The organism is Paraburkholderia sediminicola (genome assembly GCF_902859805.1).
Taxonomy (GTDB): domain Bacteria; phylum Pseudomonadota; class Gammaproteobacteria; order Burkholderiales; family Burkholderiaceae; genus Paraburkholderia; species Paraburkholderia sediminicola.
The window spans coordinates 645,231-659,388 of the sequence record NZ_CADIKC010000001.1 but is presented as its reverse complement, the minus strand read 5'-3'; the positions used below and the strand labels follow the sequence as shown (position 1 = coordinate 659,388).

At 60.7% G+C, this 14,158-nt stretch carries 15 protein-coding genes; 9 read left to right on the top strand and 6 right to left on the bottom strand.

What is annotated here, in order from left to right; all coding sequences use genetic code 11:
* Positions 1–6 precede the first annotated feature (6 nt).
* Together R8871_RS02880 and R8871_RS02875 are read right to left on the bottom strand one after the other, a co-directional pair.
* On the bottom strand, positions 7–612 hold the full coding sequence (locus R8871_RS02880) for a short chain dehydrogenase (RefSeq protein WP_175048952.1): 606 nt from the start codon (positions 610–612) through the stop codon (positions 7–9).
* 207 nt (positions 613–819) lie between these two features.
* Positions 820–1,272 carry a DUF3005 domain-containing protein gene (locus tag R8871_RS02875; protein ID WP_175049961.1) on the bottom strand — a complete coding sequence of 151 codons (453 nt, stop codon included), beginning with the start codon at positions 1,270–1,272 and terminating at the stop codon, positions 820–822.
* 325 nt (positions 1,273–1,597) lie between these two features.
* Between R8871_RS02875 and R8871_RS02870 the strand changes: the two genes are divergently transcribed.
* From R8871_RS02870 to R8871_RS02860, 3 genes are all read left to right on the top strand, one after another.
* Positions 1,598–1,831 carry a hypothetical protein gene (locus R8871_RS02870; protein WP_063498620.1) on the top strand — a complete coding sequence of 78 codons (234 nt, stop codon included), beginning with the start codon at positions 1,598–1,600 and terminating at the stop codon, positions 1,829–1,831.
* A gap of 127 nt (positions 1,832–1,958) precedes the next feature.
* Positions 1,959–2,894, top strand: a complete 936-nt coding sequence (epsC, locus tag R8871_RS02865) for a serine O-acetyltransferase EpsC (RefSeq protein ID WP_175048951.1) — start codon at positions 1,959–1,961, stop codon at positions 2,892–2,894.
* Between the two features lie 153 nt (positions 2,895–3,047).
* Positions 3,048–3,872 (top strand): helix-turn-helix transcriptional regulator, encoded by an 825-nt coding sequence (locus R8871_RS02860; protein ID WP_175048950.1) that lies wholly within the window; start codon positions 3,048–3,050, stop codon positions 3,870–3,872.
* Between the two features lie 315 nt (positions 3,873–4,187).
* Here the strand turns inward: R8871_RS02860 and R8871_RS02855 are convergent, their stop codons facing one another.
* The 3 genes from R8871_RS02855 to R8871_RS02845 form a co-directional block, all read right to left on the bottom strand.
* A complete protein-coding gene (locus tag R8871_RS02855) occupies positions 4,188–4,694 on the bottom strand; it encodes a metal-dependent hydrolase (RefSeq protein WP_175048949.1) in 507 nt (168 codons plus the stop codon).
* 166 nt (positions 4,695–4,860) lie between these two features.
* Positions 4,861–5,211 carry a sugar ABC transporter ATPase gene (locus tag R8871_RS02850; protein WP_175048948.1) on the bottom strand — a complete coding sequence of 117 codons (351 nt, stop codon included), beginning with the start codon at positions 5,209–5,211 and terminating at the stop codon, positions 4,861–4,863.
* A 295-nt stretch (positions 5,212–5,506) separates the two neighbouring features.
* Positions 5,507–6,658: a porin gene (locus R8871_RS02845; protein ID WP_175048947.1), complete on the bottom strand. Its 1,152-nt coding sequence runs from the start codon at positions 6,656–6,658 to the stop codon at positions 5,507–5,509.
* A gap of 626 nt (positions 6,659–7,284) precedes the next feature.
* Between R8871_RS02845 and R8871_RS02840 the strand changes: the two genes are divergently transcribed.
* From R8871_RS02840 to R8871_RS02830, 3 genes are all read left to right on the top strand, one after another.
* Positions 7,285–7,857 carry a hypothetical protein gene (locus R8871_RS02840; protein ID WP_175048946.1) on the top strand — a complete coding sequence of 191 codons (573 nt, stop codon included), beginning with the start codon at positions 7,285–7,287 and terminating at the stop codon, positions 7,855–7,857.
* A gap of 190 nt (positions 7,858–8,047) precedes the next feature.
* Entirely contained in the window at positions 8,048–10,006 is a 1,959-nt protein-coding gene (locus R8871_RS02835) for a PhoX family protein (protein WP_175048945.1), read from the top strand.
* A gap of 98 nt (positions 10,007–10,104) precedes the next feature.
* Positions 10,105–10,695 carry a hypothetical protein gene (locus tag R8871_RS02830; RefSeq protein ID WP_175048944.1) on the top strand — a complete coding sequence of 197 codons (591 nt, stop codon included), beginning with the start codon at positions 10,105–10,107 and terminating at the stop codon, positions 10,693–10,695.
* A gap of 217 nt (positions 10,696–10,912) precedes the next feature.
* On the opposite strand, the gene R8871_RS02825 is transcribed toward R8871_RS02830, so the two are convergent.
* Positions 10,913–11,347, bottom strand: a complete 435-nt coding sequence (locus tag R8871_RS02825) for a hypothetical protein (protein WP_175049960.1) — start codon at positions 11,345–11,347, stop codon at positions 10,913–10,915.
* A gap of 241 nt (positions 11,348–11,588) precedes the next feature.
* Here R8871_RS02825 and R8871_RS02820 point away from each other — a divergent pair, with 241 nt between their 5' ends.
* The 3 genes from R8871_RS02820 to R8871_RS02810 are packed head-to-tail and all read left to right on the top strand — an operon-like array spanning position 11,589 to position 14,133.
* The gene (locus tag R8871_RS02820) at positions 11,589–12,284 is read left to right on the top strand and encodes a CDP-alcohol phosphatidyltransferase family protein (RefSeq protein ID WP_175048943.1); all 696 of its coding nucleotides are present in this window, start codon (positions 11,589–11,591) and stop codon (positions 12,282–12,284) included.
* The gene (locus tag R8871_RS02815) at positions 12,281–13,117 is read left to right on the top strand and encodes a HalD/BesD family halogenase (protein ID WP_175048942.1); all 837 of its coding nucleotides are present in this window, start codon (positions 12,281–12,283) and stop codon (positions 13,115–13,117) included. Before R8871_RS02820 ends, R8871_RS02815 begins: the two co-directional genes overlap by 4 nt.
* Positions 13,114–14,133, top strand: coding sequence for a flippase-like domain-containing protein (locus R8871_RS02810; protein WP_175048941.1), 1,020 nt, complete (start codon positions 13,114–13,116; stop codon positions 14,131–14,133). The genes R8871_RS02815 and R8871_RS02810 overlap by 4 nt, the downstream gene beginning before the upstream one ends.
* Positions 14,134–14,158 lie beyond the last annotated feature (25 nt).

Sequence of the window (14,158 nt, the reverse complement as noted above, 5' to 3'; positions counted from 1 at the left end):
GAAGGCTCAATACCCCACGCGATACACACGGCCCGTTTGCGCGCCTTCCACGCTGCGCAGATAGGCCTGCGCGGCGCGTTCGGCGGTGACCGGCTCGAAGCCGCGGAAGTAGGGCGCATAAGCACCGAGCGCTTCGGTGAGTACGGTCGGGCTCACCACGTTGATGCGGATGCCGCGCGGCAATTCGATCGCGGCGCCGCGCACGAAACCTTCCAGGGCCAGATTGACCGTGGTTGCATTCGCGCCTTCGCGAATCGGTTCGTCGCCGACAATGCCGCTCGTCAGCGTGAACGAACCGCCGTCGTTCACGTACTGCTGGGCGCCGAGCACCACATTGATCTGACCCATCAGCTTGTCGCGCAGGCCGACCCAGAATTGCTCGACGGTCATTTCCGGCAGCGGGCCGAAATGCAGCTTGCCGGTGGTGGTGACAATGCCGTCGACTTGACCAATCTCGCCGAAGAGCCGCGCGATGCTGGCCGGGTCGGTGCTGTCCACGCGATACTGGCCGCGCGTCGCCCCCACTTCGATGACTTCATGGCGTGCTTTCAATGCTGCGCTCACTGCGTGGCCGACCGTGCCCGTTGCGCCTATTACGACAATCTTTTTCATCTGCTGCTCCGTTTGGTATTGGACGTGCAGTCGATTGTGTCGGCGTTTGACGGGCGGAAAAAGCCCGTTCGGCTTGCAGGTCCTGCAACCCTGAGTTTCTAATCCGTAGCGAAACGCGCACCGTCATTCAAACGGTGCGCGCTTTGGAATGGACTGATTAATCGGTGTGAGCGGCATATTTCAAACAAATACGCGCCGCGCGAATAGTTATTTCGTTCGATGTAATTCAATTACACGAGTGGGACGCAGATGATTGAGGGCGAAATGCATGCGGCCACGTTCGCGGCGGCTGCGGATCGGGCGCGGGTCATCGAACAGATCATCTTCTGAGTCGACGCCTTGCGGTTCGACCATGCCTTTGTCGATGACCGTGCAGCCCGGCTCGAGCGCCAGCAGCAGATGATTGCCGCCAACCCTGCTGTCGAAGCCGGCCATGCCGTCATGCGCCTCGGGCACGCTGTTGATCAAGGTCGCGTTAGTCGTGGTGATTTCGTCCGGCGAGATCGGGCTGTGGCCGGCTATGCGGGCAGCCTCGAGATTCTTGCCGTCGGTGTCGACCGTGCTGTCGTGCGTGCGGTCGTTATGCAGTTCCGTTGTGCTCGGGCCGGTGGTGCGCGGCTGCTTGCCAGCATCTGCCGGCTTGTTGATATCGCTGTTCATCATGCATTCTCCATTGAAGAGGACATGGTTGAAGTGCAGCAAAACCCGTTCCGCCTCGCACAACCTCTTTGTGTGCGTGAGTTGTACCGCGGTTGCCTCGCGGTTTATGTGCAATGACATATGCGGGCATTTCACGTGACGATTGCGTCCGCGATTCTTTTCGTTTTTTTTAATGGACGCCTATTTTCTACAGAGTATGATCTTACTCCGACGAGCGAAGCGCGGTTAAATCGGCGACATGCGTCCGGCCGTTTTTTACATAGCCGGCAACGAACAGACGCGCGCTACTCAAAACATCTTACGGGGCCGTCAGGGCGGGTGACACATGCATTTCGATGCTGCATTCACACATCGCGGCTACTTGCTGAATTGCGCGCCGGCGCGCGCGGGCGATGGAACTTGGCAACCTTATGTGGTCATCTCCCGCTCGAGCGACGGCGAACTGGTCGCCAACCGTTTTTTCCCCACCGACTTGCGTTTCCCTGACGAGGCCACCGCCATCGCGCACGCGCGCGACTGGGCCGTGCGCTGGATCGATGCGAGCAGCGTGACTATCTGAAGCGCATCCGCCACGCGCGGACCGGCATACCGGGCAGCAGCGCGACGTTACGCGAGCCGCGGCAAAACGCGGTAATCTCTTGGGACAATCACTCTGAACCGCGCCTATCGCGCGGCGCTGTCCTTTTATGCCTAATGTGCCTGCCCACAACTGGGGTCTCGAACAGATCGTCGCGGACCTGCGCGCGTCGCGTGAAGAATTGCATCGCACGCGGCATCCGCTCGGCATTCGCGAGCTGCCGTCGCGCGAGGCGGTCATCGCGATTGTCACCGGCTTGCGCGCGGCGCTGTTTCCCACGCACTACGGCGCCCCCGATCTAACTGACGAAACCGTCGACTACTACGTCGGCCACACGCTCGAAAGCACGTTGCGATTGCTAGCCGAACAGATTCGCCGCGCCTTGCGCTTTTTGCCCGAGTTCGGCGAAACGCCCGATGCGGATCTGAAGGAGCGTGCGTTCAACGTCGCGCGCGAGTTCGGCACGCAGTTGCCCGGTATTCGCGCGTTGCTGGTGAGCGATATTCAGGCCGCGTTCACCGGCGACCCGGCTGCGCAGCACATCACTGAAATTCTGCTGTGTTATCCGGGCGTGTGGGCAATGACGCACCATCGTCTTGCGCACGCGCTGCACCGCCTTGGCGTGCCCTTGCTCGCGCGCTTCATCAACGAGATCGCGCACTCGGCGACCGGCATCGACATTCACCCGGGCGCGACTATCGGCCCAAGTTTCTTTATCGACCACGGCACGGGCGTTGTGATCGGCGAGACCGCGATCATCGGCGAGCGCGTGCGTGTCTACCAGGCCGTAACGCTCGGCGCGAAGAGCTTCGCGGCGGATGTAGATGGCACGCTCGTCAAGGGCAACGCGCGCCATCCGATCGTTGAAGACGACGTCGTGATTTACGCCGGCGCGACGATTCTTGGCCGCGTGACGATCGGGCGCGGCTCGGTGATCGGCGGCAATGTGTGGCTGACGCACAGCGTGCCACCGGGCAGCAGCGTATCGCAAGGCAAGATTCGCGAGGGCGAGCGCACGGGCACGGAAGAGGGGGGCGGTCGATGAACGGGTTGGCTCACGCGTCATCTCGCACTTTGCCGCGTGGACTGGCGCGCGAGGCGCCCTGGCGATCTCCATACAGCTCGCTGCGTGATTCAGCGTGCACACCGCCGCGTGTTGTGCCGCGCGGAACGCTCCTTAACTTCTGAGCGGCGTCCCATGTCACGCGGCCGCGTTCACATGCCTCGCTGCGCGATTGCCGGCGTCGAAGCGACGGTGGCTGAAACCGCGCATTCGTTTCCGCGCCATTCACACGACCGCTTCGGCGTGGGCGTGATCGTTACCGGCGGACACCGATCATCAAGCGGCCGCGGCGTAGTAGAAGCACGAGCGAATGACGCGATCATGGTGAACCCGGGGGAGGTACACGACGGCAGCCCACTCGACGAGCGCGGACGCGCATGGCGCATGCTGTATTTCGAGCCGTCGATGCTAAGCGACGCCGCGATCGAGTTAGGTGGCGTGACCACACACGAGATCGAACTAACTCAACCGGTGGTCCACGACCCGTTACTGAAGGTGTTATTCGAGCGCCTGTTCACAGTATCGGTGGAAGTGCAATCCGTGCCGGACGACTTGATCCGGGAGGAGACGATGCTGGAGTTGCTTGGGTACCTACTTCGAACTCACGCGACGACGCACACGCATCCGAGGGTGTCACAGACGTTGAATCCGATTGCACGAGCGAGAGCACGCATCGACGACGACCCATCATCACCACTCACACTAACTGACCTTGCCACGGACGCCGGCATGAGCCGCTTCCAGCTGCTACGGGGCTTTGCGCATGAGATGGGATTACCACCGCACGCATACAGGATGCAGCGCAGGGTAATGCTTGCGAGACAACTGATCGCACGCGGCACGACATTGGCAGACGCCGCAACCTCAGCGGGGTTTGCGGACCAGAGCCACATGACCCGAGCATTCGTGCGATTGATGGGCATGACCCCTGCCAACTACGCCGCCGCGAAGCGGCGATAGAGCACACCAAGGGGTTTAAGAACAACGCTTCGCCGCGCGCAGCGCCGCCGGAAGAATGACGCCCTTGTCACCGGCGCATGCAGGTGCACAGACCCAGATTCCAGTCGCACCACTACCCGCAGCAGACCACGGCCCCCACTTAGCAGGAGTGGTTTGAGCCGCTTTCTTTTGCCTACTTTTCTTTGCGGCAGGCAAAGAAAAGTAGGTGCCGCCCCGCACAGGGGCAACGCTAATAGACCACTAACAAAACAAGGAAAGGCCAAAGCCCCAAGAACACAGACAAAAAGCGCCGCGCAGGCACAAAAACCCAACCCCCTACCCAACTCTAAAAAACCTGAAAACCGAAACCCCATGCAACCAGACATGCTCACTAACAAACCACGCGGCGACCCACGAAGCCGCAACAACAATCAAATCACAATGCCCACTATTCCAAAGATTCAAGGAATGCCGAGCAGCGATCCACGGCACCCCCAAAGGATTCGGCCAATCGGCCAACAAATGCATCAACCCCCCGCAGGCAAACCCAAACACCGCGCCCGCATAAATCGAATGCCCAAGCCAATGATAGGAACCCACGAGCAACGCGACCCACCCCACACCCCAATGCGTCAACGTACGATGCGTAATCCACAGCCGTCGCGCGCGTGACCACCACGCCACCTCCAGCCAGTCCGGCGCCGTACTCCCCGCCACTCCGGCGACGAAACTCAACAACACGCCGATATGAAACGAACCACCGCCGCCGACGCGCGCGACAACCGCCGCCGCGATAACGCCAGCCGCAAACCCAGTCGCGTGATGTGCTTTGTTGGATGCCATCGAACCTCACGGCGCAGCGCGCCGGATAAAAGCCAAGGGGCGGCTATGTTCGCAGATGAGCAGATAAAAAAATAGCCGACGCGCGAGATAAAAAATCGCGGATCGGCGTGGCCTTCGGTGTGGTCCTCAGCGTGCTCCTTAACAACGCAGCCGGGTGACCCGAAACTCAGGTCGCACAGCGCGCAATATCGACGCGCATTTCCGGTTCAGGCGGGTCGTCCGGCGCATTCGCAGGATGCATCACCTTGATGACCGAACCCGCGTTGTTCGGCGTCAGCGTGACGAAATACGAGTTGTTCGAATCGGAGCCGACAGCGATCTCGGTCGCGTCGCCGACGCGCGACATGCGCACGCGTGACAGCTTGCTTTCGAGGCAATCGGCGATATAAGCAGGGGCGCGTTGCGAAGACACGTAAATCATCGGCTGGGACGCGTCGCGGGTGGGGCCGCTGGAACCGCAGGCAGCGAGAAAAGCAGTGAGGGCAGCAGCGGGGGCAAGCAGGAGAAGTCTTTTCATGGTCCGATCGTCGGCGTCCCCGATCGTGCACGGGAACTTGGGGCGCGGGCGAAGCGCAACGCGATTGAACGCAACGTCATGCTTCGCGACGAAGCAGCCGTTCAACCGCAACGACGTTACGGCAAGGAAGGCAGCCGGCCTCAGTATACCCACGGCATGCGTGCGCCGTCACTATCGCTACGTCGAAACGTAAGAACGTAAGCACTATGAAAAAAACCTGCGCGTGATCGTGCCACGCGCAGATTGAGTTGCAGAGCGGCCTGGTACACCGTTCTGCACGAGCCAGCGGGAAAACTTAGAAGCGGTGACGCAGGCCGACAGCCGCAGCAACCTGGTTGCCGGTCGACGACGGCGCCAGCGTGTTGATCGCCGCCACGTTCGCACCGAAGTTGCCCAGTTCGCCCGTTGCGTGCTGATACACGCCTTCAACATACACGTCGGTACGCTTGCTCAGCGAGTAGTCGCCTTGCAGCGATACCGTGTGCCACTTCGGATCGCCCGAGCCGTTCGAACCCGACATCTTGCCGTCGGTGAACGTGTAGGAAGCCGCGAGGCTCAGTGCCGGCGTCAGTGCGTACTTGCCGTTCAACTCGTAGTTGTCCAGATGCAGGTTGGTGCCTGCCACACCCGGCAGCGTCGCGCCGCCGACGTCCACGCCCGTGATGCCGTCCAGTTGCGTATGCGTGTACACGAAGCCAGCCGTCGCCGGGCCGTACGTGTAGTTGATGCCCGCACCGAACGTGCGTTGCAGGTTCGCCGCGACGGCGGCGGTGCCGTCGCCTTGCGAGACTGCGCCGCTCAGGTTCGAGCTACCCGAGTTGTTCAGTTGCAGGTAAGCGGCAGCCACGCTCAGCGGACCGTTGTCGTACGAAGCACCGGCGCTCCATGCGCGGTTGTTCGAGAACTGGCCGGCCGAATTGCTGAAGCCGTACAGGCCGCCGAACTTCAGGCCGGCGTAGTTCGCGCTCGTGTACTTCACGGCGTTCTTGATAGAGAACGAGTTGTCCAGGTTATCGTTATCGAACGGGTGAGCGGCGAGATTGTTGCCGAAGCCCGCGCCCGCTTCGGACAGCGGCGCGAGGTAATCGACCACGGAGTCGTACTGACGGCCGAGCGTCAACGCACCGTATTGATCGCTCTTCAGACCGACGAACGCCTGACGATTGAACATCGTGCCGTTTTCCGAATCCTGGCCGTTGTTCAGATTGAAGCCGTTTTCCAACGTGAAGATGGCGTGCAGACCGCCGCCAAGGTCTTCGCTGCCGCGCAGGCCGAAGTAGGTGTTCGATACCGAACCGCTGCCTTGTTGCCAGTTGCTGTGGCCGCCCTGGTTGTTCGAATAGACGAGACCGGCGTCCAGCGTGCCGTACAACGTAACGCTGCTTTGTGCGTGAGCGGTGATGGCGAACGCGCCCATGAGGCCTGCTGCGATGAGGGTTTTTTTCATGTTTAGATAACTCCGGGACAGTGCGTAGAGAATCGCATTCCAGTGCTGCAGCCGATTGCTCCGGCTGCCTGACGATCCGCTGCGAAGTGTATGCCTGCTATTTATATCTTTAAACGTGTATGGCGCAACAATGCATTTTCTAATTCGAAATAGCGGATTAGGAGTTGTGTAAGTGCGGGTAAATAAAGAAAAAAATATTCGTGCGCGATGGCGTTGTAATTGTTCGTCAAATTATTGGTGTTGCTCGATCGCGACGCCGTGCCATGTCATATTCAGTAAGGATTTGAGCGTGTTGTTGCCTGATTTTAGAATCATTCTGATTTCTGCAATGGACTCTTCCAATTCGTGTGTTCTATCCCGGTGAATTACAGTTCTACAATTCGTTTCACCCCCTGACCAGGGGTGTCTTTTTCATCTCTTTATACGCGGCTTTCGGGCCGCGTTTTTTTCGAACGTTTTATAATCGGTTTATAAGTTCTCACGAATAGCGAAATGCACTATTTCGATTGACGAAGAGTGTGGCCTGGCTTGTCCGTTCGTCAGAGGGCCACGTTCGGCGGGTGTGGGGCGGGTAGAATCGCAGGCTTGAGTTGTGTTTCCGCCCCGCGAACGTGAGTAAACCTGTAATGACCAATTCCCCCCTTCCATCGTCCGACACCGCTGCTGACTCCCCGACGGAAGGCGCGTCCGAAATCCACGAAACCCCGCTCGATCATCTGGAAGAAGCGCTGCCCGAAACCCAGCACGAAGCGCGTCTATGGCGCGATGACGGCTGGACCGCGCGCGTAATCAAGAATGAAGACGACGAAGGCTGGGCCGTCGCCATGATTAAAGACGGCGAAGCGGAACCGGCGCTCGTCGGCCCGTGGACGATGGGTCGCAACAAGAAAGATCCGAAGCCGCTCGACACGTCGGCGTTCAACACGCTGGTGAAAACCGCATCTGAAGTATTGCGCCGCCATGAGCAGCAGTTGCGCGCTCAGTTGCACAAAGAAGTGCGCGTGGCCAGCGCGGATGGCAATGATGAACTCGACATCACGCTCGACATCGTTCCCGACGAAGACGAACCGTACGCGCTGTTGACGGCGCTCGATACGTTCGGCGAACAGCTCGCGCAAGTGCAGGTCGCGCCGAACTTCAAGCTGAGCAAGGCGAGCGCCGCTGCGTGGGTCGAAAACGAATTTCGCCGTCCGGGCTAGATCGGCGGCGACAGGTTTCAGCTAACGAACAGCTGAATTTAACATTACTAAAGCCTGTCAATATACTTTCACATTCACTTCATAGAATCCTCGCGTCATAGCGGCGCGAGCGTGAACCATGCGGTTTTGGGTCTGAGTGCGTGCCGGCTGTGCATTCACCCACACTACCCAAACCCTGGATCACGACAACATGGCAGAGCCGTTCGACCTTTCCCGCCGCAAGGCCCTGAAACTCCTCGCCGGTGCGCCGATGTTGCCGTTAGGCGGCCTGGCAACGGCGTCGATGCTGACCGCGTGCGGCGGCGGAGGCGACGGGCTGGCGGCGACGCCGGTCAAGCCGGTGGCCAACTTCGTCTCCGCGGCATTCAGCGGCATGGCCGCGCCGACGCTGGCGGACCCCGCCGCGATGGCGAAAACCACGGTCGGCTCGACGCTCTCGGTGCAACTGAGCGACGGCAGCAGCCGTACGTTCAAGCTCGCGTACCAGCCGTTTTTCGTGACCGGCGACATGGTGCCGAACATCAAGGGCGGCACGATCCTGGCCGGCGGCTACTTCGATATCAACAATCAGCCGATCATCGATAAATCGGTAGCGGGCAAAGAGCGCCAGTTCTATTCGGACTGCCCGGACGGCAGTTCGCTGATTCGTCTCGACAAGCCCACGGTGAAGGGCCTCAAGGGCAATGCGGTATTCGCCGTCGTGCAGTTCGAATACACGACCCGCGATCAGAGTCTGAAGTCGATGTATGGCCAGTTGCCGTCGCCGATCGCCGTGCTCACGCTCGATCAGGATCCGGCCACCGGTAAGCTCACGCTGGTGGGCTATCACAATGTCGATACGTCGAAGGCGCATGGCTTGTGGATCACCTGCGGAGCGAGCCTGTCGCCGTGGAACACGCATCTGTCGAGCGAAGAGTACGAGCCGGACGCCGCGACGATCGCGACCAACAGTCAGTTCAAGGGCTTCAGCCGCAGCCTTTACGGTGACGAAACTACCGCCAATCCCTATCACTATGGCCATCTGCCGGAAGTGACCGTCAATCCCGACGGCACCGGCACGATCAGGAAACACTACTGCCTCGGCCGCATCTCGCACGAACTGATTCAGGTCATGCCGGATAAGCGCACCGTATTGATGGGCGACGACGCGACCAACGGCGGCCTCTTCATGTTCATCGCCGATCGCGAGACCGATCTGTCGGCGGGCACGCTGTATGTCGCAAAGTGGACGCAGGTGTCGTCGAGCGGCGCGGGCACGGCAACGCTTTCCTGGATCAATCTGGGCCACGCGACCAGCGACGAAATCGAGGCGCTCGCCAACCAGTTGAGCGCGAGCGACATCATGGACGTTGCGACCAGGGACCCAGTCGATTCGACCTACACGAAGATCAACTACAACGGCACTTTCAACTGGGTGCGTGTCAAATCGGGCATGACCAAGGCGGCAACTTTCCTCGAAACGCATCGCTACGCAGCGTTGGCGGGCGGCAGCATGGGTTTCACAAAGCTCGAAGGTACGACAGTCAATATCAAGGACAAGGTGCTGTATTCGGCGATGTCACGCATCGAGAAATCGATGGTGCGCGGTCATGCCGCATCGACCGATGTCGCCGTCGACAAAGCCATCAACGCCGGCGCGGTCTACGCGCTGAACATGAAGGGCGGCCAGCGCGACCGCAGCGGCGGCGCGATCAACAGCGATTGGGTGCCGGTCGATATGTCCGCACCGGCTGCGCTGGTCGGCGAGGATCTGCCGGCCGCCGACGTGCTTGGCAACACGGCGAACCCGGAGCGTATCGCCAATCCGGACAACCTCAAGTTTTCGGAGAAGCTGCGCACACTCTTTATCGGCGAAGACAGCGGCATGCACGTCAACAATTTTCTGTGGGCTTATAACGTCGATACCAGGACGCTCGCACGTGTGTTGTCGTGTCCTGCGGGCGCGGAGTCGACGGGCCTGCACGCGGTCGATGAAATCAACGGCTGGACATACGTGATGAGCAACTTCCAGCATGTCGGCGATTGGGAAAGTCCGTTGCACGACAAGGTCCAATCGACGCTCGATCCGCTCGTGCGGGCGAACTACAAGGACCGCTTCGGCGCGACCGTGGGGTATCTGACGGCGGACCCGGCAGGGATCAAGCTGTAGGGGGCGAGTGGGGTAAAAGAGGTGGCATTGGCCATCTGGCTGAGGCGCCGGAGAGGGGGAATCTCGCGATAATTTTCGGTTTCCCCCTCGGCTGGCGTATGAAGTGGATTTCGATTTTGCGACAAGGCTATATCGACGTGGCAAGCGTCCGATATGGCTTGTCGCATCTGCTCGCTAGCGCTTTCACGCTTGCCATTCCCGCTTCTGCGAAGTTTCCCGCGGCGACGGCAACCGTTCATGTCGAATACACGTCCCATTGCGTGTCGTTTGGGCCGGTGCCTGGTGAGCGGCTGGATTTCGATACGCTCGGCAATGCACGCAAGATTCTCGACCATCGGCATGTTGCCCGTGCGTTCTGCTTTGACAGACACCATTGGTCGCTTCGACTACCTGCGATCGTCGCGCAGTTGAGTGAGCGGCATTGCTACTTCACGGGCCATTCGAACTGGCTCGTGATCGAAGACATCACGCATCACGGCGAGCCGGTCGAATATGAAGTGTTTTTTCGCCTGCGCCGGGCGGGGGCGAGCGCGTTGCGGCTTGTGATCGAGAGCGCCTACATACGCGACATCAGCAAGGGAAAGGCAGGAATCCCGCGCAACCGGCGGAGCATCGTGCGCTTTCGCGTGATGGCGGCAAAAATATTGAGAGGAGAGGCGATCCGCGATCCGAATCTCAGCCAGGTTTAACCGAAAACCGCGTGCCGGAAACAGGTGAGGCCCCACGTGGGGGCCTCATAACTTCGCGGGTGCGCTTGATCGGTATGACCGACGTAACCAGCACGGCTGGATCCTGTTTGACCAGGAGGCAGATAGACGCCCTTGCGGGCCCCGAAAAATCCATCTGCACAAATTATAACGCGTAAAACGCCGGCCCCACACCTTCCGATCGGCCATTTCCGCCGCCTCAACTCCGCTTGCAGAAAATCGCCGTCACGAGCGGCGCGACCCGATGCACGATCGCTGTGCTGCCGGCCTCGGTGAGCGCAGCCTGGACCTTGGATTCGCCGCCGAACACGACAACGCCATAGGCAGAGCGGGCCACGGGTTCACCGTCGCCGACGCGGAACATCGGATCGTCTTTTTCGTAGCCAACCACCGCGAAAATGTGAAAGCCAAATGCGGTCAGGTCGGCACCCTGCGCCGGCGAAAACGCATTGATGGAGTTGCTTTCGACCCGCATTGGCTTCGGATCGATCAACTGCTGCTGGGCGAGATCGGCAATGAACTGATGACCGCTCTCATTGCAGGTGAGCGGCGCGTCGAGAGCGGCAGCATGACTGCTGAGCGGCAGCGCGGCGGCGGCCAGCGCAAGGAGTACGGACGAAAAGAAGCGTTTCATATACGTGAATAGCGGCCCGCGTTCGATGTAGTGAGTTCGCAACGGGTGACGGCCATGCGCCGGACCTCGAAAAGACATTGCGCATCGAACTAATCGGGCGTGACAGGCGCAACTGGATTCGCACTTTAACGTGATTCGGCATATCTTGCCCGGCGCCTGACACGTATCGGCAACAATGAGCGCTTAAGAAAACGTTAAGGAAGGAAGCAAGCTTTTACGATCCCGTATATATTTCCGGGTTATGAATTCGCGACCATCAATTCCAATTAACGTTCCGGCCCCCAGAACATGGGATGCGAGGCTTGCCCGCCGACTAGTCACGCCGCTCGTCAACACGTGGGTTACGCCGAACCATCTGACCACGCTGCGCCTGCTGATCGGGCTTGCCGGCGCGCTCTGTCTCGCCCACGGCGGATTTGCCTGGGTCAATGCGGGCGCCTTTCTAATTGTGCTGTCGAACTTTGTCGACCACACAGATGGCGAACTTGCGCGCATCGGCGGAAAGTCGAGCCGGATCGGTCATTTTTACGATCTGGCGTGCGACGCGCTCGTGACTGTCATGTTGTTCGTCGGCATGGGTGTCGGTTCGACGCATGTCGGCTCATTGAAAGTTTCGCCTGGCTGGCTGGGCGCCGTGGCGGGCGTTGCGGTCGCGCTGATTTTCTTCCTGCGCATGCGCATCGAGGAGATGGCGGGCAAGGCGGGGACCAGGCAGGCAGCAGTCGGCGGTTTTGAAACCGAAGACGTGCTGTACCTGCTACCCATCGTCACACTGACGAGCGTCGTGATGCCGTTCGTTGTGGTCGCCTCGATCGGTGCGCCGCTTTTTGCCGTCTGGGTAGTGGTCGATTACTGGCGCGTCGCGCGCCGCGCCGCACGCTCGGCGGTTGCTCCCGTCAAGGCGTCTGAAACCAGTCAAATGTGGGCCAGTGAATGAGTATGCACGCCGAAGACGACGTGATCGCACCAAATTCAGTTGAACGCTCGCCGGCATCGTCGGCCGTGCCGGCGCCCGTGCCGGCGCCCGCGCCGAATGCCGATCGCGCCGTAGCGAGCCGCACGCGCACGTTCGACACACGCCGTCTCTCAAAGGATTTCGCCGATCAGGGCGCGTTCCTGTATCTGGAAGATTTCCTCGCGCCCGAGGTCACCACGCAGCTCGTGCAGAGCGCGCGCGGTCTCCTCGACGAAGTGAACCGCAACTATCTGCCGGGCCACAAGCAGGGCGGCAGCGTCAGCCGTCATACGATCGACGGTCTCGCGCCGTTCATCGCCGAGCTGTATCGCTCGAAGGAGCTGATCGGCTGGCTCGAGCAACTCAGCGGCGACAAGCTGCAAGTGTCGCCCGCGGACGATCCGCACGCCTATGCGCTGTACTACTACACGCGGGCCGGCGACCACATCGGCTGGCACTACGATACTTCGTACTATGACGGCCGCCGCTATACGTTGCTGCTCGGCGTGATCGACGAATCGTCATGCCGGCTCGATTACGAATTGCATACGCGTAATCCTGATGTGGCGGATCAACCCGGCTCGGTGCAGATTCCGCCGGGCGGCCTGGTGTTCTTCGATGGCGACAAGCTGCGTCATCGCATCACGCCGGCCGGCGCAAACGAAATGCGCGTGTCGCTCACCTTCGAATACGTCACCGACCCGAACATGCGGCCGTGGCGCCGTTTCATCTCGAACATGAAGGACGCGATCGCGTACTTCGGTTTCCGCCAGGTTTTCCGTCAGATGACGAAACGCCGCAAGGACCCCGCATGACACGCGCGGCCCTGATTCTGCTGTCGATCGGGACGGCGCTTTTTGTCGGCCTGCTCGCGTGGCAGGGTTTCGGCTCCGTGGCCTCGGCGCTGGCCGCGGCCGGTTGGGGGCTTGTGCTCGTCGCGGCATTTCACCTTGTTCCGCTGGTGCTCGACGCCGGCGCAATTTCGGTGCTGTTTCAGCGTCAGCGTGACGGCGTGCATCACGACGCGACCGTGCGCGACGCATTGTTCGCACGGTGGATCGGCGAATCGGTGAATAGCCTGTTGCCGGCTGGGCAGATCGGCGGCCCGGTGGTGATGGTGCGGCAACTGTCCCAGCGCGGCATGCGCATGCGTGACGCGGCCGCCGCTGTCACCGTCAGCACCACGGCGCAGGCGGTCGCGCAAATCGTCTTCGCGTTGCTCGGGCTGCTGCTGTTCGGCGCTTACGCCGCCCACGGTGCACTTCACGATTTGCGAACCGCTACGCTGATTGCCACCGGCGTGCTGGGTGTGATGATCGCGGGCTTCTACTATGCGCAGCGGCGCGGCCTGTTCGGCCGCTTGCTGGGCGTGGTCTCGAAGCTGTTCGGCAAGCGCGACTGGTCGTCGCTCATGACGCGCGCCGAAGCCGTCGACGCCGCAGTGCAGGCGATCTACCGCGAGCGTGGCCGCGTCGCGGCAAGCTTCGCACTGAGTCTGGTGGGCTGGATTGTCGGCACGGTCGAGGTGTGGCTCGCGCTGCGCTTTCTCGGTCATCCGGTCGACTGGGTAGACGCACTCCTGCTCGAAAGTCTCGGCCAGGCGATTCGTGGCGCGGCATTCATGATCCCGGGCTCGCTCGGGGTGCAGGAAGGTGGTTATCTGCTGCTCGCGCCGCTCGTGGGTTTGCCGCCGGACGCGGCGCTGGCGCTGTCGCTCGCCAAGCGCGCACGTGAAATCCTGCTCGCATTGCCTGGACTACTGGTTTTGCACTTCAGCGAACGAAGCTGGCAACGGCGGCGCGCCACGGGGCGCGTTCCGGTTGTCGATTAATCTCCGAATTTTTTAAAGGACTGCG

Excerpts from the sequence above, each read along its gene's own strand:
- R8871_RS02880 (WP_175048952.1), bottom strand. The coding sequence starts at position 612 with ATGAAAAAGATTGTCGTAATAGGCGCAACGGGCACGGTCGGCCACGCA.
- R8871_RS02815 (WP_175048942.1), top strand. The coding sequence starts at position 12,281 with ATGAGTATGCACGCCGAAGACGACGTGATCGCACCAAATTCAGTTGAA.
- R8871_RS02835 (WP_175048945.1), top strand. The coding sequence starts at position 8,048 with ATGGCAGAGCCGTTCGACCTTTCCCGCCGCAAGGCCCTGAAACTCCTC.
- R8871_RS02825 (WP_175049960.1), bottom strand. The coding sequence starts at position 11,347 with ATGAAACGCTTCTTTTCGTCCGTACTCCTTGCGCTGGCCGCCGCCGCG.
- R8871_RS02870 (WP_063498620.1), top strand. The coding sequence starts at position 1,598 with ATGCATTTCGATGCTGCATTCACACATCGCGGCTACTTGCTGAATTGC.
- R8871_RS02875 (WP_175049961.1), bottom strand. The coding sequence starts at position 1,272 with ATGAACAGCGATATCAACAAGCCGGCAGATGCTGGCAAGCAGCCGCGC.
- R8871_RS02855 (WP_175048949.1), bottom strand. The coding sequence starts at position 4,694 with ATGGCATCCAACAAAGCACATCACGCGACTGGGTTTGCGGCTGGCGTT.
- R8871_RS02840 (WP_175048946.1), top strand. The coding sequence starts at position 7,285 with ATGACCAATTCCCCCCTTCCATCGTCCGACACCGCTGCTGACTCCCCG.
- R8871_RS02820 (WP_175048943.1), top strand. The coding sequence starts at position 11,589 with ATGAATTCGCGACCATCAATTCCAATTAACGTTCCGGCCCCCAGAACA.
- R8871_RS02850 (WP_175048948.1), bottom strand. The coding sequence starts at position 5,211 with ATGAAAAGACTTCTCCTGCTTGCCCCCGCTGCTGCCCTCACTGCTTTT.
- R8871_RS02830 (WP_175048944.1), top strand. The coding sequence starts at position 10,105 with ATGAAGTGGATTTCGATTTTGCGACAAGGCTATATCGACGTGGCAAGC.
- R8871_RS02860 (WP_175048950.1), top strand. The coding sequence starts at position 3,048 with ATGTCACGCGGCCGCGTTCACATGCCTCGCTGCGCGATTGCCGGCGTC.
- epsC (WP_175048951.1), top strand. The coding sequence starts at position 1,959 with ATGCCTAATGTGCCTGCCCACAACTGGGGTCTCGAACAGATCGTCGCG.
- R8871_RS02810 (WP_175048941.1), top strand. The coding sequence starts at position 13,114 with ATGACACGCGCGGCCCTGATTCTGCTGTCGATCGGGACGGCGCTTTTT.
- R8871_RS02845 (WP_175048947.1), bottom strand. The coding sequence starts at position 6,658 with ATGAAAAAAACCCTCATCGCAGCAGGCCTCATGGGCGCGTTCGCCATC.